This window comes from Bradyrhizobium aeschynomenes (genome assembly GCF_013178945.1).
GTDB classification, from domain to species: Bacteria; Pseudomonadota; Alphaproteobacteria; order Rhizobiales; family Xanthobacteraceae; genus Bradyrhizobium; species Bradyrhizobium aeschynomenes.
On record NZ_JABFDM010000002.1, the window covers coordinates 827,316 to 850,992 of the forward strand.

At 65.5% G+C, this 23,677-nt stretch carries 19 protein-coding genes; 8 read left to right on the forward strand and 11 right to left on the reverse strand.

Annotation, left to right across the window (positions count from 1 at the left end):
• Positions 1-89: 89 nt before the first annotated feature.
• From HL666_RS08345 to HL666_RS08355, 3 genes are read right to left on the reverse strand one after another with little or no spacing between them, the layout of a single operon-like run.
• Positions 90-587 (reverse strand): PRC-barrel domain-containing protein, encoded by a 498-nt coding sequence (locus tag HL666_RS08345; RefSeq protein ID WP_172111910.1) that lies wholly within the window; start codon positions 585-587, stop codon positions 90-92.
• On the reverse strand, positions 584-2,785 hold the full coding sequence (locus HL666_RS08350) for an amylo-alpha-1,6-glucosidase (protein ID WP_172111909.1): 2,202 nt from the start codon (positions 2,783-2,785) through the stop codon (positions 584-586). Before HL666_RS08350 ends, HL666_RS08345 begins: the two co-directional genes overlap by 4 nt.
• 40 nt (positions 2,786-2,825) lie before the next feature.
• Positions 2,826-4,589: an ABC transporter ATP-binding protein gene (locus HL666_RS08355; RefSeq protein WP_172111908.1), complete on the reverse strand. Its 1,764-nt coding sequence runs from the start codon at positions 4,587-4,589 to the stop codon at positions 2,826-2,828.
• A gap of 286 nt (positions 4,590-4,875) precedes the next feature.
• Here HL666_RS08355 and HL666_RS08360 point away from each other — a divergent pair, with 286 nt between their 5' ends.
• The gene (locus HL666_RS08360) at positions 4,876-5,946 is read left to right on the forward strand and encodes a glycosyltransferase family 4 protein (RefSeq protein ID WP_172134111.1); all 1,071 of its coding nucleotides are present in this window, start codon (positions 4,876-4,878) and stop codon (positions 5,944-5,946) included.
• Between the two features lie 52 nt (positions 5,947-5,998).
• Here HL666_RS08360 and HL666_RS08365 read toward each other — a convergent pair whose 3' ends face one another.
• From HL666_RS08365 to bioB, 5 genes are all read right to left on the reverse strand, one after another.
• Entirely contained in the window at positions 5,999-7,942 is a 1,944-nt protein-coding gene (locus HL666_RS08365; RefSeq protein ID WP_172180802.1) for an alkyl/aryl-sulfatase, read from the reverse strand.
• 88 nt (positions 7,943-8,030) lie between these two features.
• Positions 8,031-9,293 (reverse strand): adenosylmethionine--8-amino-7-oxononanoate transaminase, encoded by a 1,263-nt coding sequence (locus tag HL666_RS08370; RefSeq protein WP_172111905.1) that lies wholly within the window; start codon positions 9,291-9,293, stop codon positions 8,031-8,033.
• Positions 9,290-9,922 carry a dethiobiotin synthase gene (bioD, locus tag HL666_RS08375; RefSeq protein ID WP_172111904.1) on the reverse strand — a complete coding sequence of 211 codons (633 nt, stop codon included), beginning with the start codon at positions 9,920-9,922 and terminating at the stop codon, positions 9,290-9,292. The genes HL666_RS08370 and bioD overlap by 4 nt, the downstream gene beginning before the upstream one ends.
• On the reverse strand, positions 9,904-11,061 hold the full coding sequence (locus HL666_RS08380; protein ID WP_376698583.1) for an 8-amino-7-oxononanoate synthase: 1,158 nt from the start codon (positions 11,059-11,061) through the stop codon (positions 9,904-9,906). Before HL666_RS08380 ends, bioD begins: the two co-directional genes overlap by 19 nt.
• Before the next feature lie 92 nt (positions 11,062-11,153).
• On the reverse strand, positions 11,154-12,203 hold the full coding sequence (bioB, locus tag HL666_RS08385; protein ID WP_172111902.1) for a biotin synthase BioB: 1,050 nt from the start codon (positions 12,201-12,203) through the stop codon (positions 11,154-11,156).
• 117 nt (positions 12,204-12,320) lie between these two features.
• Between bioB and HL666_RS08390 the strand changes: the two genes are divergently transcribed.
• Positions 12,321-12,956, forward strand: coding sequence for a GntR family transcriptional regulator (locus HL666_RS08390; RefSeq protein WP_172180806.1), 636 nt, complete (start codon positions 12,321-12,323; stop codon positions 12,954-12,956).
• Positions 12,957-13,139: 183 nt separating this feature from the next.
• Here HL666_RS08390 and HL666_RS08395 read toward each other — a convergent pair whose 3' ends face one another.
• Positions 13,140-14,210, reverse strand: coding sequence for an NAD-dependent epimerase/dehydratase family protein (locus HL666_RS08395; RefSeq protein WP_172180808.1), 1,071 nt, complete (start codon positions 14,208-14,210; stop codon positions 13,140-13,142).
• 18 nt (positions 14,211-14,228) lie between these two features.
• On the opposite strand from HL666_RS08395, the gene HL666_RS08400 reads away from it, so the two are divergent.
• Positions 14,229-14,960 carry a TetR/AcrR family transcriptional regulator gene (locus HL666_RS08400; RefSeq protein ID WP_246740039.1) on the forward strand — a complete coding sequence of 244 codons (732 nt, stop codon included), beginning with the start codon at positions 14,229-14,231 and terminating at the stop codon, positions 14,958-14,960.
• 364 nt (positions 14,961-15,324) lie between these two features.
• Here the strand turns inward: HL666_RS08400 and HL666_RS08405 are convergent, their stop codons facing one another.
• Positions 15,325-15,906 carry a DUF1349 domain-containing protein gene (locus HL666_RS08405; protein ID WP_172180810.1) on the reverse strand — a complete coding sequence of 194 codons (582 nt, stop codon included), beginning with the start codon at positions 15,904-15,906 and terminating at the stop codon, positions 15,325-15,327.
• Positions 15,907-16,310: 404 nt separating this feature from the next.
• Here HL666_RS08405 and HL666_RS08410 point away from each other — a divergent pair, with 404 nt between their 5' ends.
• Complete coding sequence (locus HL666_RS08410) at positions 16,311-17,024, forward strand: hypothetical protein (protein ID WP_172180812.1); 714 nt, start codon at positions 16,311-16,313, stop codon at positions 17,022-17,024.
• Positions 17,025-17,223: 199 nt separating this feature from the next.
• Here HL666_RS08410 and HL666_RS08415 read toward each other — a convergent pair whose 3' ends face one another.
• On the reverse strand, positions 17,224-17,667 hold the full coding sequence (locus tag HL666_RS08415; protein ID WP_172111897.1) for a CBS domain-containing protein: 444 nt from the start codon (positions 17,665-17,667) through the stop codon (positions 17,224-17,226).
• A 494-nt stretch (positions 17,668-18,161) separates the two neighbouring features.
• Here HL666_RS08415 and HL666_RS08420 point away from each other — a divergent pair, with 494 nt between their 5' ends.
• The 4 genes from HL666_RS08420 to HL666_RS08435 all read left to right on the forward strand — a co-directional run bounded on the left by HL666_RS08420 (position 18,162) and on the right by HL666_RS08435 (position 23,675).
• Positions 18,162-19,559 (forward strand): MFS transporter, encoded by a 1,398-nt coding sequence (locus HL666_RS08420; protein WP_172180814.1) that lies wholly within the window; start codon positions 18,162-18,164, stop codon positions 19,557-19,559.
• Positions 19,560-19,699: 140 nt separating this feature from the next.
• Complete coding sequence (locus tag HL666_RS08425; RefSeq protein ID WP_172180816.1) at positions 19,700-20,149, forward strand: (2Fe-2S)-binding protein; 450 nt, start codon at positions 19,700-19,702, stop codon at positions 20,147-20,149.
• Positions 20,150-20,159: 10 nt separating this feature from the next.
• Positions 20,160-22,343 carry a xanthine dehydrogenase family protein molybdopterin-binding subunit gene (locus HL666_RS08430; RefSeq protein WP_172180818.1) on the forward strand — a complete coding sequence of 728 codons (2,184 nt, stop codon included), beginning with the start codon at positions 20,160-20,162 and terminating at the stop codon, positions 22,341-22,343.
• A 54-nt stretch (positions 22,344-22,397) separates the two neighbouring features.
• Complete coding sequence (locus tag HL666_RS08435; protein ID WP_172111893.1) at positions 22,398-23,675, forward strand: NAD(P)/FAD-dependent oxidoreductase; 1,278 nt, start codon at positions 22,398-22,400, stop codon at positions 23,673-23,675.
• The last annotated feature ends 2 nt before the right edge of the window (positions 23,676-23,677 follow it).

Sequence of the window (23,677 nt, forward strand, 5' to 3'; positions counted from 1 at the left end):
ACGTCTCAACTCATGAGGCTGGCGGGGCACAACGTCCCCGCCATGATCCGCTGCGCCGGCGCAGAGCGGACCTACTCACGCACATCAACTCAATGATCGAAATCCCAGGGGGACAGCTTGCCCGCTGCGCCAAGCACGACGACGGGCTTGTCCTCCTTGTATTCGGGCGCGGCCTTGACCTGCTCCTTGGTGAGGTCGAGGGTCACCCGGTCGCTCTTCTCGGCGATGTGCTTGAAATCGAGCGCGGTCCAGTCGACCACGATCTTGCGGCTGCCGACGCCGAGAAAGCCGCCGAAATCGATCACGGCGGCACGCACAGTGCCGGTGAGATCGACGATGACGTCGACGATGTGGCCCATGTCCTCGCCGTTCGAGCTGCGCACGTCGCGGCCCAGCACGCCATGCGCATCGCGGGCGCCGAGAATGGTCACCGAAGGCGGGGGTGCCGGCTCCTTGGCAGGCACAGCCGCATCCTTGGCGGGCGCCGTCGGCGCCTGTGCATGGCCATTCGTGGCGTTCCCCAGCAGCAGCCACAACACGGCGAACCCAACGGCGCGGCCGCGCCAATCCCGTTTCGGCCCCGTCATTGCGCCAGCACCAGCGAGACCTGGATCTGGCCGCGCCGCCGCAGCACCTCCATGGAGACATCCTCGCCATGGCGGCGGATGCGCAGGTCGATCGCCGAACTGCCGAGCCTGAGATCGCGCAGCACCACCCAGTCCAGGAACGCAGGCAGGCGCGGATTGCGCAGACGGATCTGGCCGCGCTCCGCGTCGAATTCGAGCCCGAGGGCTGCTTCGAGCAGGGTGAACGGCGTCGCGCTGGCCCAGGCCTGCGGCGCGCATGCCACCGGATAGAGCGTGGGACCACGGTGCTTCTCCCGCCGGAAGCCGCAGAACAGCTCCGGCAGCCGGCGCAGATCCATGTAGGACGCCGCTTCGAACAGGCCGCGGAACACCTGCTCGACGGCATGCTTGAGGCCATAGCGCGCCAGGCCGAGCGCGATCAGCGCATTGTCGTGCGGCCAGATCGAGCCGTCGTGATAGGACATCGGATTGTAGCGCGCCTCACCGCAGGCCACGGTGCGGATGCCCCAGCCGGAGAAGAAATGCGGCCGCAGCAGATCGGCGGCCAGCTTACGGGCGCGATCCTCGCGCACCATGCCGCTGAACAGCAGCTGCCCGGCATTGGAGGTGCGCACCCGGCACGGCTGCTTGGTGCCGTCGAGCGCGAGCGCATAGGTGTTGAGCTCCTCGCACCAGAAGGCATCCTCGAAGCGCTCGGCGAGCAGCGCAGCCTCGGCCTGGAGTCGGTCCGCCATGTCGGCTTTGCCGAGCCGCCGCGCGCAGCGCGCGGCCAGCTGCTTGCCGGCAAAAACGTAGCCCTGCACCTCCGCGAGCGCGATGTAGCCTTCGGCAAGGCGGCCGTCGGCGTGGAACACCGCGTCGTAGGAATCCTTCCAGCCTTGATTGGCGAGCCCCTGCTCGGACGCACGCTGATATTCGACGAAGCCGTCGCGATCGGGATCGCCCGGTCCGTCGATCCATTTCAGCGCCTGCTCGATCGCCGGCCACAGCTCCCGCAACGTGTCGATGTCGCCGGTACGCTCGATGTAGAGGCCCGCGAGCAGCACGAACAACGGCGTCGAATCGACGCTGCCGTAGTAGCAGGCGAACGGCACCTCGCGCAGCGCCGCCATCTCGCCGCCGCGCATCTCGTGCAGGATCTTGCCGGGCTCGGCGTCGGCGAGCGGGTCGGTCCGCTTCGCCTGATGGCGCGCGAGCCGCCGCAACACGCCGCGGGCGATGCGCGGATCGACCCACAGCATCTGCATCGCCGTGATCAGCCCGTCGCGCCCGAACGTCGTCGAGTACCAGGGAATGCCGGCATAGGGATATCGTCCCTCCGGCGTATCCGTCATCAGGATGTTGAGATCCGCCGCGGCCTGGCACAACACCTCGTTGAGGATGTCGTTCGACGTCTCGATGCTGGTCGCCCCCTGCGTGCAGCGGCGCATCTCGCGGCGGTGAGCGAGCAGACTGCGGAAGAAGCGGCCCGGCGGCTCACCGGTGCGGGCGTTGCATGTCACTGCAATGAACAGCGAGGTCGATTGCTGCGGGTCGAGCTCGAAGTGATAGGTTGCGACATCGATCGTGAGCCGGGACGGACGCGGGTCGAAATGCAGCGCCGTCGTGCGGATCGCGCCGTCGAGCCCGCGATAGTCGAGTATCACGTCCGACGGTCCCATTAGGCGGCCGGAGCCGCTGCCGCGCCGCGCCCGCACGGTTCCGCGCACCTCGAACAAATCGGCGAAGTCGTTGTCGAAGCTCAGCTTGAGATCGAAGCTGGCGCGGCGATCGCCGTGGTTCTGCAGGCCGATGCGCTGATAGGCCGTGCCGTGCCACAGGAAGATCGTGCGCACGATGTGCAGCATGTCCTTCGGCAGCACCAACCGGCCCTGCTCGTAGATGTCCGGGTTGGTCAGATCGATCGTCAGCGCCGAATTGTCATCGCGCAGGCTCGATCCGAGCAGCAGCGGCTGCACCTCGTCGAGCGTCAGCTCGAGCCGGGCGAGATAGCGCGTATCGGCATTGAACAGCCCGTCCGGCCCGCCCGCCGACGCGCCGATGTCGCCATGGCCGTCGAGCACGACGAAAGTATCGTCGTGCTTGAGCGAGCGCCTCGGACGCGCCGCGGGTCCCGTCATCGGAATGTAGAACGGCTGCTCCGCCGGCTCGTCCAGACCGGCCATCGATGTACGTGTGCTTGCGAGCTCGGCCGACATGTTGACCTCGTGCGATGTTGAAGCGCGGCGCCGCGAACGATCAGGCGGCGAACTTGGCGAGCCGGTCGATTTCCTGGGTGACCAGTTCCCGATACGGACCTTCGCCCTGCATGAGCCGGTCGGGCGCGCCATCCTCGATGATCGTGCCTGATTTGAGCACTACGACGCGATCAAAATTGCGCAAGGTCGCGAGGCGATGCGCGATCGCGATCACGGTACGGCCGCGCATCAGACGGCTCAGCGCTTCACGGATCGCCTCCTCGGACTCGCTGTCGAGCGCCGCAGTCGCCTCGTCGAGCAGCAGGATGGGCGCATCCTTGAGGAACGCGCGCGCGATCGCGATGCGCTGGCGCTGGCCGCCGGACAGCTTGACGCCGCGATCGCCGACCATGGTCTGCAATCCCTCGGGAAGCGTGTCGACGAAGTCGCAGCGCGCCGCGATGGCCGCCCGCAGCACCTCGTCATCAGTCGCGCTCGGCCGGCCGTAGCGGATGTTCTCCAGGATCGAGCGATGGAACAGCGAGATGTCCTGCGGCACCACCGAGATCGCCTCGCGCAGGCTCTGCTGCGTGACCTTGGCGATGTCCTGGCCGTCGATCGTGATCCGGCCGGCTTGCGGATCGTAGAACCGCTGCAACAGCGTGAACAGGCTCGACTTTCCGCCGCCGGATTGCCCGACAAGGCCGACGCGCTGGCCCGGTTGCAGGCGCAGCGAGAAGTTCTCGAACAGCTTGTGCCCACCGGGATAATGGAAGGTGATGTTGTGAAAGGCGATGGCGGCGCCGCTCTTGACCAGCGGCTCGGCCTCGGGGTGATCGCGCAGCTCGTGCGGCTGCAACAGGGTTGCGATGGCCTCGCTCATGCGCGCGACGTGCTGGGTCACGTCGACCAACGCCACGGCCAGATCGCGCGTCGCATTGAGGATGCACAGGCCGAGCGTGCAGACCAGAACGACATCGCCCGTCGTCGCTCCGCCCCTTTGCCACAACGAGATCGCCCACGCCATTAGCGCCACCGTCAGCACGATCGTCACCGTCGCGTGCAGGATCCGCAGCTTCTCAAGGTAGCGAAGGCTGCGCCCGCGCGCCTCCAGCTCCTTGTTGACGGTCGCATCGAACCGATCATGTTCGTGGCGCAGGCCGCAGAACGCGCGCACCAGCGGCATGTTCGAGATCACGTCGACCATCTCGCCATCGACCATCGCCGCCTTGTCGGCGAAATCATCATGCAGCGGCTTGCCGGCAGCGGCAAGCCGGAACATCGCCATGACCATCATGGCCGCAATGAACAGCAAGCCAACGGCCATGGGACCGCTGACGGTTCCAATCAGGCAGATCGCCGCCACCGTCGCAAGGCATGGCGGCAGCACGTTCCAGACGAACATGTTCTCCACCGTGAACACGGCATTCGACGTCGCCGTGATGCGGCTCGACAACATGCCCGGCAGGCGATCGCCGAAGTAGCTGGGAGAATGCCCCGTGAGATGACGGAATATGTCGCGACGCAGGTCGCCGGTCACGCCCACGAAGGTGAAGCTCGCGATCCAGCTCGCGACGCGCCACAGAATATTGTCCGCGGCGATCAGGGCGATCAGCAATGCAAAGGCCGACCACACGCTGCCGCTGCTGCGCACGCCTGCGGAGAGGCTATCGACAAGGAACTTGACGCCATATTGCGTGCCTACCGAACATGCAACGGCGCCGGCGACCGATGTTAGGATGATGAGGTGAGCTGCCTGACGTTTGCGCAGATAGCGTATCACGAAGGGGAAGGGCCGGTGCGCGTAGCCTGATAGATGATCCATGTCTGTCCCGTACGACTGTTGCAACACACCCGCTGCGGCGGGATGAACGGGGCTTGGTTTCTTCGGTTCCCCGGAGCACCGGCACAGCCGCCCTGCTGCATCTGCATGATGGTGTGCCGACCGGGTTCGAAGACGATGCGGGCATCAATGAGACGCACCGGAACACGTTGCGTCGAGTAAAGAGTGATCGCCGCACCGGAACTTCACCACTGCGACCACGTTCCCGCTGCGGCAGTGCCGGGCCGATTGGGGGCTTCATCCATGATCACGAACAGGAGACGGTGAGATGCGCATTGCGCAGGTTGCTCCATTGACGGAGGCCGTGCCTCCGAAGCTCTACGGCGGCACTGAGCGGGTCGTTCATTGGTTGACCGAGGAACTCGTGGCCCTCGGTCACGACGTCACGCTGTTCGCCAGCGGCGATTCGCAAACCTCGGCGAAGCTCTCTCCGACATGGCCCAAGGCACTACGCCTGGACGGATCCGTCAGAGACCCGAACGCGCTGCACATGGTGATGCTGGAAAGTGTCAGGCAGAAATGCGACGATGAAGAATTCGACATTCTGCACTTCCATCTCGACTACTACCCCTTTTCGCTGTTTCACCGGCAACCGACGCCGTTCCTGACCACGCTGCACGGCAGGCTCGATCTTCCCGAACATCAGCCGGTGTTCTCCATATTCAAGGATGTTCCCGTCATCTCGATCTCCGACGCGCAGCGCCGCCCGGTGCCGAATGCCAATTGGGTGCGCACCGTTCTGCATGGATTGCCCGAGCAACTGCTGATGCCCCAGCCGGTGACCCCGAGCTATCTCGCGGTGCTCGGCCGCATCGCGCCGGAGAAGGGCGTCGACCGCGCCATCAACATCGCGATGCGCTGTGGCATCCCGCTGAAGATCGCCGCCAAGGTGGATCGCGCCGACCAGGATTATTTCGATCAGCTGATCTCTCCGCTGATCCGGGGCAACCCGCTGGTCGAGTATATCGGCGAGATCGGCGACCACGAAAAACCGGAGTTCCTGTCTGGCGCGCTCGGGCTGTTGCTGCCGATCGCTTGGCCCGAGCCGTTCGGCCTGGTGATGATCGAATCGATGGCCTGCGGCACGCCGGTCATCGCCTACAACCGCGGCTCGGTTCCCGAGGTGATCGACGACGGCGTCACCGGCTTCGTCGTCGAGGACGAGCTCAGCGCCGTCGCCGCGGTGAGCCGCCTCCGCGATCTCAGCCGCGCCGGCGTGCGCGAGCGGTTTGAGCAGCGCTTCACCGCCCGGCGCATGGCGCTCGACTATCTCGCGGCCTATCGCCGTCTGATCGAGCGCGCCGAGCCGCGTATCCGGCTGGTCAGCAGCGCGGAATGATCGGCGTATGACGGAGGTCGGTGACCGGGCGAACCGACCTCCTTCTTCTTTCTCAAGTCACCTTCGCGCGCTTCGGCTCGACGATCTCGAACATCCGCGGAAACTCGTCCATGAGCGACATCAGTTCGGCGAGCCGCATCGGATTGCCCACGAAGCTGATCTTGCCGGCAGCGACGGCTTCCGGAAAGGTCGTCGCCTTGGCGATGATCTCGTCGAGCGTGGCGCGCGCCAGCGTGAAGCCGGCGTCAGCCGTGGAAGCCTGCACCCCCACGGCATAGGTCAGCGCACAGTTCTGCAAGGTGAGCATGAAGCGCTCGCCGGTGTCGGTGAAGGTCCAGTTCAGGACGATGTGCTTGCCCTCGGCCTTGGGTCCGTTCAGGCGCACGCCGAGCACATCCCATAATTGCTCGGTGCGCAGCGCGGCCAAGGTCTCGCGCGGCATGCCCGAGCGTGCCGGCACCTCCGGCATCCCGTGACGGAGCTCCTGCGCACCGAACAGATAGGCGTTGCGCCAGGTCGCGCTTTCAGCCGCATAGCCAAGCTGCTCCAGCGTATCGGCGAGCAGCGCACGAGCCTCGGCATTGTCGGGCTCGGCGAACACGAGATGAGAGACGACCTGCGCCACGAAGCGGAACTCGCCCTTCGCAAAGTCCTCGCGCGCCCGTGCCAGCAGAGGCTCCGCGCCGCCCATATAGGCGACGTACTTTCTGCCGGCCTCGACCGGCGGCAGCGGATCGAGATTGACCGGGTTGGCGTCGTACCAGCCGAGATATTTCTGATAGATCGCCTTCACATTGTGGCGGATGTGGCCGTAATAGCCGCGCGCGTGCCACGCGCCTTCGAGGCTTTTCGGCAGCGCGATCTGCTCGGCGATTTCATTTGCCGTGAGGCCGTGATTCATCAGCCGCAGGGTCTGGTCATGCGCGAACTTGTAGAGATCGCGCTGCTCACGGATCATGCCGTCGACGCGGCTGGCGCCCCAGACCGGCCAGTGGTGCTGGCCGCACATCACCTCGGCCTTGCCGCCCCATAATTGCAGGGCCTCGCCGAGATATTTCGACCACGCCAGCGCGTCGCGCACGTCGGCGCCACGAAACGGCAGCAGATTGTGGAAGTTGTGCGTGCAGTTCTCCGCGAGGTTCAACAGCTTGTAGCGCGGCACGAAGAAATGCATCTCCGCCGGCGCCTCGCTGTTCGGCGCCATCTGGAATTCGAAGCTGACGCCGTCGATGGTCCTGGTGTCGCCGGTCGCCATGATCAGATCATTTGGCCGCAGCAACGCCACGCCGCCTGCCGCCATGGTCTTGCCAAGCCCGCAATCCACATGCCCCTTGGGACCTTTCGCGAGCAGTGGCCCAAACTGATACTGCGCCCGGCGCAGCATCGCGGGACCTGCGATGATGTTCTCGGACACGGCGTGCTCGATGAACAGGTTGGGCGCGATCAGCGGCACGCGGCCGCTGGTCACGGCGTCCTCCTCCACCACCCCGCGGGCGCCGCCCCAATGATCGGTGTGGGTATGCGTGAACATCACGGCCATGACCGGCCTCGTGCCGCGATGCTGATAGTAGAGATTGAGCGCAGCGCGCGCCCCCTCGATCGAGGTCAGCGTGTCCACGACGATGACGCCGGTGCTGCCCTCGATCAAGGTCATGTTGGCGATGTCGAGCCCGCGCACCTGGTAGACGCCGGGGACCACCTCGAACAGGCCATGATGCATGTTCAGCTTCGCCTGCCGCCACAGACTGGGATTGACGGTCGGCGGCGCATCCTCGGCGTCGAGGAAGCCGTAGGGTTCGAGGCTCCAGACGCTGCGCCCCTGCGCCGTCGTGACCTTGGCCTGGTCGATGGTGCCGAGAAAGCCGCGCGCGGCATCGTCGAAATCGGCGGTGTCGTCGAACGGCAGCGTCTCCAGCGTCGCCTGCTGCGCCGCACTGACGGCCGGGCTGGCCTCCTTGGTCTCCTTGGCGCTGCCACCGCCGGCCGGTGCGTTCATGACTGCCTCCTCCCCGCAACGAACTTCGTTCGCACGATGCTAATGCGGGGACTCGTGAAGCGCAAATTGCGCCCGGCGGAACGACTCCTCAGAGCACGTGATCGACGGCCGCGTCGATTGCCGAATAGATCGTATCGAGATCATCCGGCGTGACGCAATATGGCGGCATCACGTAGATCGTGTGCCCGAGCGGCCGCAGCAGCACGTCGCTGTCACGGAAGAACGCCTGGAGCTTCGGCCCGACCTCGGCGAGATAGCCGGGCTCATCCGCATGCAGATCGAGCGCCGTGATGGTGCCGCACTGCCGGAGATCGGAGAAACGCTCATCGTAGCGGAAGCGCGCCAGGCAGCGCTGCTGAGCTGCCGCGACCGCGGCGACCCGGGCCGGCGTCTCAGGCTGGCGCCACAGCTCGAGATTGGCTGATGCCGCCGCGCACGCGATCGGATTGGCGGTGTAGGAGCTGGAATGGAAGAAGGTTCGTGCGCGATCGGCCGCGAGATGCGCCTCGAAGATGGCATCGTTGCAGAGCGTCACCGCGAGCGGCAGCGTGCCGCCGGTGAGACCCTTCGCGTAGCAGGCGATGTCGGGCGCGATGTCCGCCTGCGCGCAGGCGAACGGCGTCCCGGTGCGGCCCCAGCCGGTCATCACCTCGTCGGCGATGAACAGCACGCCGAACGCACGGCAGATCCGATGCATCTCGCGCAGCACGGCGGGCGGGTACATCAGCATGCCCCCGGCGCCGAGCACCAGCGGCTCGACGATGAAGGCTGCCGGACGATCCCGCGCGCAGATCGCGGCCAGCGCATCGAGCGTCGCCTGCTCGCGGCCCTGAGCCGGAAACGGCACGACCGCCACGTCGAACAGCAGTGGCTCATAGGCGGCGTTGAACACGCCGCGCGCGCCGACCGACATCGCGCCGATGGTGTCGCCGTGATAGGAATGCTGCATCACCACGATGCGCGTGCGCGGCGCGCCGATGTTCCTGAAATAGCCGAGCGCCATCTTCAGCGCGACCTCGACGCTGGTGGCCCCGGAGTCGGAGAAGAACACGTGCGCCAGGCCGGCTGGCGCAAGCTCCAGCAGGCCTGCGGCGACCCGCTCGGCCGGCTCGTGGGTATGCCCGGCGAAGATCACCTGATCCAGCCGTTCGGCCTGCGCCTGGATCGCGCGCACGATGTGCTGACAACAATGGCCATGCGTCACCACCCACCACGAGGCGATGGCGTCGATGATGCGCCGGCCGTCGGCCGCATGGAGATAGGCGCCCTCGCCGCGGACGATCGGCGTCATCTGCGGCTGCAGCGCGTGCTGTGTGAATGGATGCCAGATCGGTGAAGCCGCGCCTGTCATCGCTCGAAATCCATCCGCCGAAATTCGTCTCTGAAGGCCCGCTGCAGCGAAGAGCCGGTGAGCGGCGCGAGCCAGGGCAATCGGCCGAGACGCTTGACCGCGCCGAGACGGCAGATCGTCGCCTCGCCGTGGGGATTGGCGTCGCCGATGAAGGCCACGCCGAGCATGTCGATGCCGCGGCTGCGCAGCGCCGCCAATGACAGCAGCGAATGGTTGATGGTGCCCAGGCTGGTGCGTGCACACAGCACCACCGGGCACTGCCAGCGGGCGAAGACGTCGAGATACAGCGTGTCGTCGTCGAGCGGCACCATGACGCCGCCGGCGCCTTCGATCACGATCGGCACGTCGCCCAAGTCGGGCGGATCGAGGCGGAGCGGATCGATGCTGATCCCGTCGAGGCGCGCCGCCAGATGCGGCGAGGCCGGCGTGGCCAATCGGTAGCGTTCGGGGATCACACGGTCGTCGGCGAGCCCGGCGAGTTGCTGGACACGGCGCGAGTCCGTCGCCTCGGCAAGGCCAGCCTGTACAGGCTTCCAATAGCGGGCGCCGAGCAGCGCCGTCAGGCCGGCCGCGAACACGGTCTTGCCGATGCCGGTGTCGGTGCCCGTGACTACGATGCGCTGCGCCATCGCTGCTCTCCTTCGAGCTCGACCAGCGCGCCGAGCAGCGCCGCGATCGCGGCCTCGTCGACGTTCAAGGTCAGTGACAGCCTGAGACGCGCCGTCCCGGCGGGCACGGTGGGCGGCCGGATGCCGCGGATGTCGAAGCCGCGCTGCTGCAGGCCGCCGGCAAGAACCATCGCGCGCGCATTGTCGCCGACGATGTAGGGGATGATCTGAGAGGACGACAAGGTTCGGCCGAAGCGCGCGGCGATCTCGCGATGCGCGAACGCCACCAGTTGCGACAGCCTCTGCTGCCGCTCCGGCTCGTCCTGTAGAATCGCCAGCGCCTCCAAGACGGCCACCGCCATCAGCGGCGACGGCGCCGTGGCAAAGATGAAGGGACGGCAGCGGTTGATCAGCGTCTCGCGCAGCACGCGATGCGCCGTGACCAGCGCGCCCGCGGCGCCCAGCGCCTTGCCGCAGGTGTGCACGATGACCGTGTCGTCGCGGCCTTCGAACCGGGCGGCTAGGCCCCGCCCCTGCGGACCTAGCACGCCGGTCGCATGCGCCTCGTCGATCAACAGGAAGGCGTCGTGCCGTTCAGCCACCGCGATCAGATCGTCCAAGGGCGCGATGTCGCCATCCATGCTGTAGAGGCTTTCGACGACGATCCAGGGCCGGCCGATCCCACCGTCCCGGCGCCAGATCATGATCGCATCCTCGGCGGATTGCGGATCGTTGTGGGCGAACTGACAGATCTCGGCGCGACCTGCGCGCGCGCCCTCGTGGGTGCTGGCGTGGACGAGTGCGTCGAGCAGCAGCAGATCGTCACGTTGCGGCAGCGTCGTGAGTACGGCGAAATTGGCGACGTAACCAGAGCCGAAGAACAGTGCGCTGTCGGCGCCGAAGAACCGCGCCGCCTCCGCCTCGAGCCGTTCGTGCTCATCACAATTGCCGCGCAGCAGCCGCGAGCCACCGGCGCCGACCGGCGTCCCGGCATCCATGGCGGCCGCGATCGCGCGTCGAATGCGCGGTGCCCGGGCGAGACCGAGATAGTCGTTGGACGAGAAATCCAGACCCGACCTGGGCACGAGCCGTCGCAGCCGGTCATCGGCTGCGAGTGTCTGGAGACCGTCGGCATAGATCGCCAATCTGTTCGAAGGCATGGTCATCGCTGCACTCTCCTCGGTCGGTCGACGGCAAGGATCGGCACCACGCGGAAAGCCGCGCGCGTCGTGATGCTGATGAGATGTTCGGATCAGGCCGCGGGCGAAACGTCAGCGGCGTGGCCTTCGTCCCTGGTGCCGGCGCGCGCCGACAAGGACGATGTCATGCCGAGCAGCGCGAGCAGATCCGCGTCGCGCGCGGCCTGCGGATTGGCCGTGGTCAACAGCACGTCGCCGATGAAGATCGAGTTGGCGCCGGCCAGCAGGCACAGGGTCTGCAGCTCGTCGCTCATATACTGCCGGCCGGCGGACAGGCGCACCACGCTCCGCGGCATCATGATCCGCGCCACCGCGATCAGCCGCACCAGCGCGATTCCGTCGGGCCGCGCCGCCGTGTCGTTGACCGGCACGCCCTTGACCTCGTTCCACATGTTGATCGGCACGCTGTCCGGGTGCGCGGCGAGATTGGCGAGCAGCACCAGCATGCCGAGCCGGTCGTCCACCTCTTCGCCCATGCCGATGATGCCGCCGCAGCACGTTTTGATGCCGGCCTCGCGCACATGCGCCAGCGTGTCGATGCGGTCCTGCAGGGTGCGCGTGGTGATGATGCGGTCGTAGTACTCGGGCGAGGTATCGACGTTGTGGTTGTAGTAGTCGAGCCCGGCCTGCTTGAGCCGCTGCGCCTGCGGCGGCGTCAGCATGCCCAGGGTCACGCAGGTTTCCAGGCCGATATCCTTCACCGCGCTGACCATGTCGCAGACCTGGTCGAGATCACGGTCCTTCGGGCTGCGCCAGGCCGCGGCCATGCAGAAGCGCTCCGCGCCCGCGGCCTTCGCGCGCCGCGCGGTCGCGACGACGGCATCATGGTCCATCAGCCTGGTCGCCTTCAGCCCGGTGTCGTAATGCGCGCTCTGCGAGCAGTAGCCGCAATCCTCCGGGCAGCCGCCGGTCTTGATGCTGAGCAGGCTCGCCGTCTCCAGCCGGGTCGGATCGAAATGCCGGCGATGCGTGGACTGGGCGAGAAACATCAGGTCGGGAAACGGCAGACCGTACAGCGCCTCGGCCTCGTCCCTCGTCCAATCATGGCGGACGGTGTCGCCATGCTCGATCTGCTGCGACGACGAACGGCTCACCCCGGCCATGCCCACACTCCAAATTATAGATTTTCATAGATAATATCTATGAAATATCATCCTGTTCAGACCGTAGGATACCGCAGCTTCCCCCGCATCAGGTTTTTCAATAGATAATCTATCATCATGCAGGACGAAAACATCACCACCGCGCATCGCATCGCCGAAGCAATCACCGAACGCATCGTCAGCGGCGCCCTGCCCCCGGACGCGCCGCTGCGACAGGACCACATCGCGCGCGAATTCAACTCCAGCCACGTGCCGGTGCGCGAGGCGTTCCGGCAGCTCGAGGCGCTCTATCTCGTGGTCGCAGCGCCCCGGCGCGGCGTGCGGGTGGCGCCGCTCGATGCGAAGTCCACCAAGGAGATCGTCGAGATGCGCGTCGCGCTGGAGGTGATCGCGCTGCGTAACGCCGCACCGCGCTATACGCCGACGCATCTCGCCGCGATCGAGCTGGCGCTGATCGAGGCGGACAATGCCGAGACCATCCGGGAGTTCGAGACCGCCAACCGCGCCTTTCACCGCGCCCTGGTGATGCCTTGCGCGATGCCACGCCTGCTGGCGAGCCTCGAGGGTCTACGCCTCGCCAATTCGCGCCTCGTGCTGGCGATGGCCCGCAATGCCGGCTGGCGCCCGCGCAGCAACGGCGATCACCGCCTGATCCTGCAGGCCCTGCGCGACCGACAGATCGGCCATGCCTGCGAGCTGCTGACGCGGCACAACCAGACGATCGAACGGCTGGCAAGACCGGGCGGCGCGTAGCGCTGCACGCCGACTCGGACGGTTGGTCAGATCAGGGGCAGTTGACGCCCGGCCTGGTCAGGCTATCTGGCGGTCCTTGGTCGTAGGTGTTGATCTGTGCAAACGCGCACGTCGGCAGCGCGCTCGCGGCGCGGGCGGCAGGACGTCCGATGAGGGCGCGCCGAAAAGGGCCCGACAAGGTCGTCACGAGGCAACGCTCGTGCGGCGTTCGCCGTGTTGGGCATACGCACCAGCGAACTTCGGCTGAGTCTTCCGCATCGCGGACAGGCCTTCGTGCATCGTGATCTGCGGCGTGTAGCCCAACTCGGCTTGAGCCTTGCGGATGCTGATTGTGAACGGCTGGCCGATAAGGCGTAACATTTGCCGCGTAATCGGCGGTTCACCCTTGATTCGCAGCCTGCGCCACGCGACGCCCATGATGCCCGCCGCGATCCAGGCCATCCTGAACGAGATCGCCTTGTCCGGTGCAGTCACCTCGCGCGTTGCAAGCAGTGATGAAATGAAGCTTTTCAAAGTGCTCCGCTCGGCATCCGCGACGAAATAGGCGTGGCCGCCCCGACCCGCGTCTGCGGCGAGAAGCAGCGCATGACACAGATTGTCGACATGACAGCTCGACATGGCCTGTTCGCCGCCGGAGACCCACTGCCATCGGCCGGCACGGACCGTCTCCACCATGTGATCAAGGGTCGGCATCTCGCCGCCCCAAATGAATGGTGGCCGCAGTGCGAGTGTCTCCAGACCCGGCCTCGCGCCGTTGGCTGCAAGCAATACGCGCTCACCTTCGGCCTTCGATGATCCATAAGGCGAGAAAGCGCGCGTTTGCAGAGGAAGACTCTCGTCGACATCGAACATCGGTTCGGGATCGCCCATGACAACGGCCGCAGCACTCACTGCGACCACGCGGCGCACGCTGGTCGTCGCAGCCGCAGCGTTGACGACAGCGCGCGTCCCTTCGACGTTGACCGCATCGAAGACCGTCTGCTGCCCCCAAAGCTTGAAGTGCGCGGCCACGTGAAAAACGACCTCGCACCCGTCCATCGCCTTTCGCAGCGATTGTTCATCGTTGAGTTCGCCGGGGACGGGCCTTGCTCCGAGGCTCTTCACCTTCGCCTCGCTGTCCACGCTGCGGGCGAGTGCGCGCACCTGCCACCCCTCGCTGAGAAGACGCACGATCAGGCGAGTTCCGACGAAGCCTGATCCACCGGTGACAAGCGCGAGGCGCGGAGGGCGGGACGATGAAGCGGCAGCAGTCATGACGGACCTCTTCGGTTGATGCCCGATCCTGAGGTCCACCTGTTCAAAAGTCAACGAACATATTTCATATTTTGTTCGTTTGCCTATCTTGGGAACCGGCGTTATTGTCAAACGACCATGAAATCGAAGGCTTCCAACCCTACAACCCCTTCCCCTGATGACGAAAATTCGTTTCGGGCGCAGATCCTCGATGCGGCGCGCGACCAGGTGCGACGTCATGGCGAAGCCAAGACCAACGTTGTCGATGTCGCTCGGGCCATGGGCACGTCACACACGACGATCTATCGACACTTCCGCTCCAAGGCTGACCTCTTCGATGCCCTGGTCATCGAGGCCATGCGTGATGAGCAAGAAATGGCTACTCGCTTCGCGGAGGCTGAAGGACCTTTCGCAGAGCGGATAGAGGGCATGGTGCTGGCGCTGCACGCACGCAAGCGCGAGCGCTTCGTTGCAGATCCCGAAGTCTACGGACTGTACCGTCGCATCGTGGAGGAGAGGCCGGAGATCATCGCAGCCTATTCTCGGGCGATGACGTCGCTCATCGCCCGCATTCTTGCTGACGCGAAAAGACGCGGCGAAATCAAGGTTGACGATATTGATGCGGCAGCCGGTGTCGTACGAGATGCAGTCACTGTTTTCGTTCACCCCGCCCACGTCGCCGCTGCGGCTGCAGCCAATCTTCCGAGCGAGAGAATGGCTCGCAATGTCGTGCGAACGCTCTGTGCTGGTTTCCGCGCCGGACTTGATTGAAGGCGGTCAGGGTCGGCCGATGCCATGCGACGGATCGCATCCGCTTACGGTCTTCGACCTCTAGAGCTGGCGTCTGCTGCACAAGACACTCGTTGTTGCCCACCAGAGTCCACTGTGGGTCGTCAGCGAACGACGCGGGCCTTCGGGATCAGCATCCCCCCCCGGGGCCGCACAACCGCGATTCTGCAAAGCTGCTCGTCGTGTCTGCCGCTCATCGACCGGACATGGCGGAACACACCCGGACGTTCTCTGTCGTCGATGAACGGCCAACGTTGATGGCGTTCAACGCCGCCCATCGCTCATTCATCGGTCACGTCGTCGTCTCGCAGCTGGCTGCCTTCATAAAAGCGGACGTCCCGCCTTCTCATTCAAGATCATGAAGTTCCTTGCCAAGCGGCGGCGCCAGCCGGAAATCGGAAAAGACCACTTCGAGCCCGAATCTCTCCGGCGTGCAGGCCATAGGTCCAACGAGGTAAGAAGGGCTCTTGGCGAATGGCGCAAGCCGCATCAGGGGCCATATCTTTCCGTCATGCGATGACTGCAAACGAAGGACGCCATGCGCAACGGTGACACGCAGTCGAAAATCACTGGGGTCGTGCTCATAGGGGGCCGTCGCCCAGTCCGATTGCCCGTCCGTCAGGACGCTCGACAGCATGGCGCGACCGTCCGAAAACTCGATCCCAGCCTTTAGCCAGCGACGTTCATCTATGCGTACCATCATGCCCGCTTGATCGTAGAGCGCCTTGAAGTTGCCCCGGACGCGAAGTTCGGCCGTGAACGCATCTTCCGTCTGGAAAGCCAGGAAATGCCCGCTATCACGGATAAAGCCGTAATGAGTTTCGCGCCAAAAATCGGTGGCTCGGTCTGTTTCCAGCTCGAGGTAATTGTCCTTTTCCGACCATTTTCTCGGCTCGTTCAACCAAACGCCATCAGACTTGCCGAACATCCCTCAATTCTCCATCAGAATGCCGATACAACCTCCTGAGCCCAACTCGGTTAGACGCTCTCAGGTCCGCAACCGGTCAGAGGACTAAACCGCTCGCACCGTAGCGCACGACAGCTCGCAGCGACAGCAAGCGCATGATCATCCGAATCGAGAAGTCTCCGCGGCATATTGGTGGTGCAGCGAAAGGTTGATATCGTTGGCGAACGCGCAATCATTACGTCCGGTGAGCGATCCGCCTTGGCTCATATCGAATTCAAAGACCGGCGATCGTCGTGCGACGCGGCGCGGGCCTCTTCGGTGCTGTATTCACGGCCCATGGTCCGGCGCGCTATGCGAGGACCCGACCCGCCTGGCGGCACGCATTCCCGTTCGGGCGCTGCAACGGGTGACTTGAGAGACCACCGATGAAAGATTTTCCTCACGCTCTGCACCACGACCCCATCGCGCAAATCGGACCCGATCTGTTTTGTACGCGCGGCACGATCCCGATCAACCCGCTCGTGACCATTTCGCGCAACATGACGATCATCCGCCGCGGCAATGCGCTGACGCTCGTCAATTCCGTTCGCCTTGCTCCCGACGAACTGGCCAAGCTGGAGGCGCTCGGGCGGGTCGCGCATGTCTTGCGTCTTGGCGGCGCCCACGGACGCGACGACGCCTTTTACGTCGACCGCTACGGAGCGCGATTCTGGGCTCAACCGGGTGGGACCCGCTACACCACGCCGCAGATCGACGCGCCTTTGACCGATCTCGGCGAATTGCCGTTCGACGGCGCCCAACTGCTGATTTTCGCGCACGCGCGGATACCCGAGGCAGCTTTGCTACTTCGCGGTGGCGCCGGCGTGCTCGTGACCTGCGATGCGCTTCAGCACTACGGCGACTTTTCGAACAACAACCTGCCGGCACGGATCGCGATGCCGTTTCTCGGCTTCAAGCGCACGACCCTCATCGGCCCGCTTTGGCTCAAGGCGGCGACGCCTCATGGTGGCAGCCTCAAGACCGACTTCGAACGATTGCTCGATCATGATTTCGACGCGCTCTTTGCGGCCCACGGGACCTTCCTTCCCACCGGTGCAAAAGCCGCCGTCCGCGCCGCGATCGCGACGACATTCGGGTGATGTCCCGGCGATGCTCGGACGAGCCTTGCAGGCTGGGACCTCATTTCTTTCGTCTGCCAACCGATTGCTTAATTGATCAAGAGGCGCATTCCAGGCGGCAATAACTAACGGACGACCACTACGGAGCCTCGAGATCAAGGCTTTGATCGACTGCGATTCATAACGAGATATGCACCAGCGGCCGCACCACGTTCGTCTGTCAGCCCCCCGGGCCGTCCTTCATGATGTAGCCCATCAGGTCGTCGACATTGTGCTCCAGGTCCCGGATGATGTTCTTGACGACGTCGCCGATCGAGATCACGCCGACGACCTTGCCGGCGTTCAGCACCGGCAGATGGCGAAAGCCACGCTGCGACATCATCGCCATGCAACTGTCCAGCCGGTGGTCCGGCCTGACCGTCACCGGGTTGGCCGTCATCACCTGGCCGACCTGCGTCTGCTTCGCATCGAGCCCGGGCAGCAGCACCTTGATGGCGCAGTCGCCTTGGGTGACGATGCCGACCAGCACGTCGTCGTCGACAACAAGCACCGACCGGACCCGGCTGTCGCGCATCTTTTGCAAGGCTTCGACGACCATGTCGCGGGAGCGAACATGGACGAGGGGGCCACTTTTCTGGGCCAGAGCGTCTTTGACTGTACTCATTGATCTCCTCGTGGGCTCCCTGTTTTGTTCTGCCTTGATGGTCTGTTTGCAGCGGACGATAGTCGAAATAGATGGCCGCGTCAGCACCGTGACGATGCCGCGGGCGACGCCATGACCACGCGGACCGCGCTCTCCCCGCGTCGTTCCGGGCGCGCGGAGCTCGAGGCCGACGCAGTCGGCCGCAATCGCAGCGCGAGCCCGGAACCCGTACCCACAGGCCGTCGTATGGGGCACGCTGGCGGTGGGCGTCTCGCCACACACTGCTCCCTGTGGTTATGGATTCCGGGCTCATTCGCGCTGCTTCAAAACGGCTGCGCCGTTTTGCGCGCGAATGCCCCGGAATGACGGAGCAAGACGGGGTAGCTCCTGCAGCATCGGCCATCTCGCCTGCGCCCTCGCGCATAAGCCCATGCGCCCGTGACGGCTGGGGCCGCGGCCCGTGCCCGTGTACATGCTCATCGGAGACGCGCGCATCAAAGGCCCAAAAGGTCCCCATGTCCAACCGCCACCACGCTTCGAAGCTCGCCGGCGACGGCCCGGCCGATGGCCTGCCCGCGAGCCAGCGGCCCTGGGCGATCGCGGCGATCTTCACCGCGCTGTCGATGGCCTCGCTCGACGTCGCCATCGCCAACATCGCCCTGCCGTCGATCTCCAATGATCTCCACGTCTCGCCGGCCGAGGTGGTCTGGGTCGTCAACATCTACCAGATCGCCCTCGTCGCGACCCTGCTGCCGCTCGGCGCGCTCGGCGAGATCGTCGGCCACCAGCGGATCTATCTCGGCGGCCTGCTGCTGTTCACGCTGGCCTCGGTCGGCTGTGCGCTGGCGTGGTCGCTGCCGACATTGGTGATCGCCCGCGCGCTGCAGGGGCTCGGCGCCAGCGGCATCATGAGCGTCAACACCGCTTTGGTGCGCTACGTCTATCCCGGCAAGATGCTGGGCCGCGGGCTCGGCCACAACGCCCTGGTGGTCGGCATCTCCTTCACCTTCGGCCCGACGATCGCTTCCGCCATTCTCTCGCTCGGCTCGTGGCCCTGGCTGTTCGCGATCAACCTGCCGTTCGGCCTGATCGCGATCGCCATCGGCCTGAAGATGCTGCCATCAACGCCGCGCGCCGGTCACGACTTCGACTTTCTCGGCGCGGGCCTTGCCGCGCTCTGCCTCGGCCTGTTCATCACCGGCATCGGCAGCGCCGCGCATGGCGCGACGCCGGCGATGGTCGTGGCGGAACTCGTTGGCGCACTCGTGCTCGGCATCATCCTGACGCAACGCCAGGCCGATCATCCCGCGCCGATGCTGCCGATCGACCTGTTCCGCCGTGGCGTGTTCGCGCTGTCGGCGGCGACTGCGGTGTGCTCCTTCTCCGTCCAGGGCCTCGGCTTCGTGTCGCTGCCGTTCTATTTCGAGGACATATTGCAGCGCTCGCAGGTCGAGACCGGCTTCTTCATGACGCCGTGGCCGCTTGCGGTCACGATCATGGCCCCGATCGCCGGGCGGCTGTCGGATCGCTTTCCCGCCGGCCTGCTCGGCGGCATCGGCCTGGTGATGCTCGGAACCGGTATGGCGCTGCTCGCCACGCTGCCGGACAACCCGAGCATCCCGAACATCGTCTGGCGGATGCTGATCTGCGGCATCGGCTTCGGCTTCTTCCAGGCGCCGAATATGAAGGCCATCATGTCAAGCGCTCCGCCCCATCGCAGCGGCGGCGCCAGCGGCATCGTCGCGACCGCGCGGCTGACCGGCCAGACCACCGGCGCGGCGCTGGCTGCATTGTGTTTCAGCCTTGCGGGCCGTGAAGGCGCGACCCTTGCTCTGGCACTCGGCGCTGGCTTCGCGGCGCTCGGCAGCGTGATGAGTTTCCTGCGGCTGGCGGTGGCGCCACCGCGCGGCTGATGAGTTCGAGCAAACTACAACCCCGCCCCATCACAAATCTTCCGCGCCGCAAACGCATATTCTTGATTTGAAGGATTCCAACGTTCGCGCCACAGTGCGGTCCGCAGTTCAACTGGCGAGTTGAACGAAAGGGATCTGCGATGGCAAACCTGACGATTAACGGCAAAGTTTTCAATCTCGACGTCGAGCCGGACACGCCGCTGCTGTGGGCGATCCGCGAGAACGCCGGACTGACCGGCACCAAATATGGCTGCGGCATCGCACAATGCGGCGCCTGCACTGTGCATCTCGACGGCGCTGCCGTGCGCTCCTGCGGCGTCACCGTCTCCGAAGCGCAGGGCAAGCAGATCACGACCATCGAGGGGCTCGCCAGCGACAACGGCCTGCACAAGGTGCAGCAGGCCTGGCTCGAGAACGACGTGCCGCAATGCGGCTATTGCCAGAGCGGGATGATCATGGCCGTCGCCGCGCTGCTGAAGGATAATCCGAAGCCGAGCGACCAGGACATCAACGACGCCATCACCAACATCTGCCGCTGTGGAACCTTCGCGCAGGTGCGCGAGGCGATCCACATCGCGGCGAACGCCTGAGGGGGCCGGCATGAACCAGCATGTGACGCCGCGCCTCAACCGCCGCTCCTTCGTCATCGGCACCGCCGCGCTCGGCGGCGGCCTCGCTGTTGGCCTCGACATCCCGTTCGGCGGGCCGCAGGTGGTGCGCGCCGCCGATGGCTCGCCCGAGGTCAATGCCTGGGTCGTGATCCGGCCCGACGACACCGTGGTGATCCGCATCGCCCGCTCCGAGATGGGCCAGGGCTCGCTGACCGGCCTTGCGCAACTCGTCGCGGAAGAGCTCGCCTGCGACTGGAGCAAGGTGACGACCGAGTATCCGACACCCGGTCAGAACGTGGCGCGCAAGCGCGTCTGGGGCGATTTCTCCACCGGCGGCAGCCGCGGCATCCGATCGTCGCAGGACTATGTCCGCAAGGGCGGCGCCGCCGCGCGCATGATGCTGATTCAGGCCGCCGCCGACGAATGGAAAGTGCCGGCCGCGGAATGTACGGCGGCCAACAGCGTCATCACCCACAAGGCCTCGGGCAAGACCACGACCTACGGCAAGGTTGCGGAAGCCGCCGCGAAGCTTTCCCCGCCCGCCGACGTCAAGCTGAAGGACCCGAAGGACTGGACCCTGATCGGCAAGGGCGTGAAGCGGCTCGACACCGCCGACAAGGTGACCGGCGCGATGGTCTACGGCGCCGACATCAAGCTGCCGAACATGCTCAACGCCGCGATCAAGGATTGCCCGGTCACCGGCGGCAAGCTGAAGAGTTTCGACGAGGCCAAGATCGCCGGCATGAAGGGCGTCAAGAAGGTGGTCACCGTCGACGGCACGGCGGTCGCCGTGGTCGCCGACACCTGGTGGCACGCCAAGACGGCGCTCGATGCGCTGCCGATCGTGTGGGACGAAGGCCCGAACGCGAAGGTCTCGTCGGAGTCGATCGGCAAATGGCTGGCGGAAGGTTTGGAGTCCGGTCCGGCCTTCGTCGGCAACGAGAACGGCGACGCGAAGGCCGCGCTGGCTGGCGCGGTGAAGAAGGTCGAGGCGGTCTACAATTATCCCTATCAGAACCACGCCACGATGGAGCCGATGAACGCGACCGCGCTCTATACGGCCGATCGCTGCGAGGTGTGGTGCGGCACGCAGAACGGCGAGGCGGCGTTCGCCGCGGTGCTGGAAGCCTCAGGCCTGCCGGCCGACAAATGCGAGGTGCACAAGCTGATCCTCGGCGGCGGCTTCGGCCGGCGCGGCCAGACCGACTATGTCCGTCAGGCGGTGAAGATCGCGAAGGAAATGCCGGGCACGCCGATCAAGCTGCTGTGGTCGCGCGAGGAGGACATGACGCATGGCCGCTATCATCCGATCACGCAGTGCAAGCTGACCGGCGGCTTCGACGCCGACAACAACCTGACAGCCTTGCACATGCGCATCTCCGGCCAGTCGATCCTGTTCAGCCTGCGCCCCGATGCGCTGGTCAACGGCAAGGACCCCGCGACCTTCCAGGGGCTCGCGCCCTCGGGCGAGGCGACGATCGGCTATTCCGTGCCGAATCTGCTGATCGAGCATGCGATGCGCAACCCGCACATCAATCCGGGCTTCTGGCGCGGCGTCAACGTGAACCAGAACGCGATCTATCTCGAATGCTTCATGGACGAGCTCGCCAACGCCATCGGCCAGGACCCGCTGGAGTTCCGCCGCAAGCTGATGAGCAAGAATCCCAAGCATCTCGCCGTCCTCAACGCCGTCGCCGAGAAGATCGGCTGGGGCACGCCGGCGCCGGAGGGCGTCTATCGCGGCCTTGCGCAATTGCACGGCTATGGCAGCTATGTCGCGGGCGCAGCCGAGATCTCGGTGATCGACGGCACCAAGATCAAGGTCCACCGCATCGTCGCCTCGACCGATCCGGGCTACGTCGTCAACCCGGCGCAGGTCGAACGGCAGATCGCGGGCTCGTTCGTCTACGGCCTGTCGGCGCTCTTCTATGGCGGCTGTACGGTGAAGGACGGGCGGATCGAGCAGACCAATTTCGACAGCTACAACTCGATGCGCATCGCCGAGATGCCGAAGGTGGAATCGATCATGATCCCGAGCGGCGGCTTCTGGGGCGGTGTCGGCGAGCCGACCATCGGCGTGGCAGCTCCTGCCGTGCTGAACGCGTTCTTCGCCGCGACGGGGAAGCGCATCCGCTCGGTGCCGCTGCGCGACCAGAACATCACCTTCGCATGATCAGAAGGCGGCGGCCGTTGGGACCAATGGCTGCCGCCGTGCTATTCTGAAGACATGACATTCACCCGACCGCGCACGCGCAGAGAAGTCGGCGGCCTGATCGCGGCGAGCGTCGCGATGATCGCCGCCCCTGCCGTGCTGCGCGCGAAAATGGGCGCGTTCGTCGTCGTGATCGGCGGCGGCTTCGCCGGGACCAGTTGCGCCCGCGCGCTGAGCAAGGCCGATGAGAAATTCGACGTCGTGCTGGTCGAAGCCAACAAGACCTTCACCTCCTGCCCTCAGAGCAACGAGGTCATCGCCGGCCTGCGCGACATCGGCGCGCAGCAGTTCGGCTACGACCGGATCGTGGCCGACGGCGTGCGGGTGATGCTGCAAGCCGCGACCGCGATCGATGCGCCCGCGCACAAGGTAACGCTCGCCGATGGCACGACGCTGGACTATGACCGACTCGTACTCGCGCCGGGCATCGACATCGATTTCACGGCATTGCAAGGCTACGACGAGGCGGCCTCCGCTGTCATGCCGCACGCCTACAAGGCCGGCGAGCAGACCGTGCTGTTGCGCCAGAAGATCGAGGCGATGCCCGACGGCGGCACGGTGGCGATCGCAGTACCGGCCAATCCCTCGCGCTGCCCGCCTGCGCCGTACGAGCGCGCCAGCCTGATCGCGCATTATCTCAAGACCCACAAGCCGAAGTCGAAGGTTCTGATCCTCGACGCCAAGGACAGTTTCTCGCAACAGAAGCTGTTCGAGCAGGCGTGGCAACAGCTCTACCCGGGCATGATCGAGCGCATCGCGCTGTCGCAGGGCGGCCGCGTGACCGGCGTCGACGTCGGCACGCGCACCGTGATCACCGAATTCGGCAACTACAATCCTGACGTCGCCAACATCATCCCGCCGCAGAAGGCCGGCCGCATCGCTGTCATCGCCGGCGCTGTCGACCGCACCGGCTGGTGCCCGATCGACGCCGCGACCTTCGCCTCCAAGCTCGTCCCGGACGTCCATGTCATCGGCGATGCCTGTCTCGGCGGCGGCATTCCGAAATCGGCCGGCGCGGCGCAGGCGCAGGGCAAGGCCTGCGCGGCGGTGATCACGCGCGACCTAATCAGACGGCACGCGGAGCTGCCGCCACTGACCGGCGTGTGCTACAGCACCGTCGCGCCAGGCTACGCGTTCTCGCTGTCGGGCGTCTATCAGCCCAAGGGCGATCTGTTCGCCGAGGTGGAGGGCGGCAGGACCAGCCCGCTCGAAGCCCCGCGCAGCACGCGTGCGGCCGAAGCGGACGCTGCAACGGCCTGGTTCAAGGCGCTGACCCATGATGCGTTCGGCTAGCC

Excerpts from the sequence above, each read along its gene's own strand:
- HL666_RS08345 (WP_172111910.1), bottom strand. The coding sequence starts at position 587 with ATGACGGGGCCGAAACGGGATTGGCGCGGCCGCGCCGTTGGGTTCGCC.
- HL666_RS08350 (WP_172111909.1), bottom strand. The coding sequence starts at position 2,785 with ATGTCGGCCGAGCTCGCAAGCACACGTACATCGATGGCCGGTCTGGAC.
- HL666_RS08355 (WP_172111908.1), bottom strand. The coding sequence starts at position 4,589 with ATGGATCATCTATCAGGCTACGCGCACCGGCCCTTCCCCTTCGTGATA.
- HL666_RS08360 (WP_172134111.1), top strand. The coding sequence starts at position 4,876 with ATGCGCATTGCGCAGGTTGCTCCATTGACGGAGGCCGTGCCTCCGAAG.
- HL666_RS08365 (WP_172180802.1), bottom strand. The coding sequence starts at position 7,942 with ATGAACGCACCGGCCGGCGGTGGCAGCGCCAAGGAGACCAAGGAGGCC.
- HL666_RS08370 (WP_172111905.1), bottom strand. The coding sequence starts at position 9,293 with ATGACAGGCGCGGCTTCACCGATCTGGCATCCATTCACACAGCACGCG.
- bioD (WP_172111904.1), bottom strand. The coding sequence starts at position 9,922 with ATGGCGCAGCGCATCGTAGTCACGGGCACCGACACCGGCATCGGCAAG.
- HL666_RS08380 (WP_376698583.1), bottom strand. The coding sequence starts at position 11,061 with ATGCCTTCGAACAGATTGGCGATCTATGCCGACGGTCTCCAGACACTC.
- bioB (WP_172111902.1), bottom strand. The coding sequence starts at position 12,203 with ATGGCCGGGGTGAGCCGTTCGTCGTCGCAGCAGATCGAGCATGGCGAC.
- HL666_RS08390 (WP_172180806.1), top strand. The coding sequence starts at position 12,321 with ATGCAGGACGAAAACATCACCACCGCGCATCGCATCGCCGAAGCAATC.
- HL666_RS08395 (WP_172180808.1), bottom strand. The coding sequence starts at position 14,210 with ATGACTGCTGCCGCTTCATCGTCCCGCCCTCCGCGCCTCGCGCTTGTC.
- HL666_RS08400 (WP_246740039.1), top strand. The coding sequence starts at position 14,229 with ATGCCCGATCCTGAGGTCCACCTGTTCAAAAGTCAACGAACATATTTC.
- HL666_RS08405 (WP_172180810.1), bottom strand. The coding sequence starts at position 15,906 with ATGTTCGGCAAGTCTGATGGCGTTTGGTTGAACGAGCCGAGAAAATGG.
- HL666_RS08410 (WP_172180812.1), top strand. The coding sequence starts at position 16,311 with ATGAAAGATTTTCCTCACGCTCTGCACCACGACCCCATCGCGCAAATC.
- HL666_RS08415 (WP_172111897.1), bottom strand. The coding sequence starts at position 17,667 with ATGAGTACAGTCAAAGACGCTCTGGCCCAGAAAAGTGGCCCCCTCGTC.
- HL666_RS08420 (WP_172180814.1), top strand. The coding sequence starts at position 18,162 with ATGTCCAACCGCCACCACGCTTCGAAGCTCGCCGGCGACGGCCCGGCC.
- HL666_RS08425 (WP_172180816.1), top strand. The coding sequence starts at position 19,700 with ATGGCAAACCTGACGATTAACGGCAAAGTTTTCAATCTCGACGTCGAG.
- HL666_RS08430 (WP_172180818.1), top strand. The coding sequence starts at position 20,160 with ATGAACCAGCATGTGACGCCGCGCCTCAACCGCCGCTCCTTCGTCATC.
- HL666_RS08435 (WP_172111893.1), top strand. The coding sequence starts at position 22,398 with ATGACATTCACCCGACCGCGCACGCGCAGAGAAGTCGGCGGCCTGATC.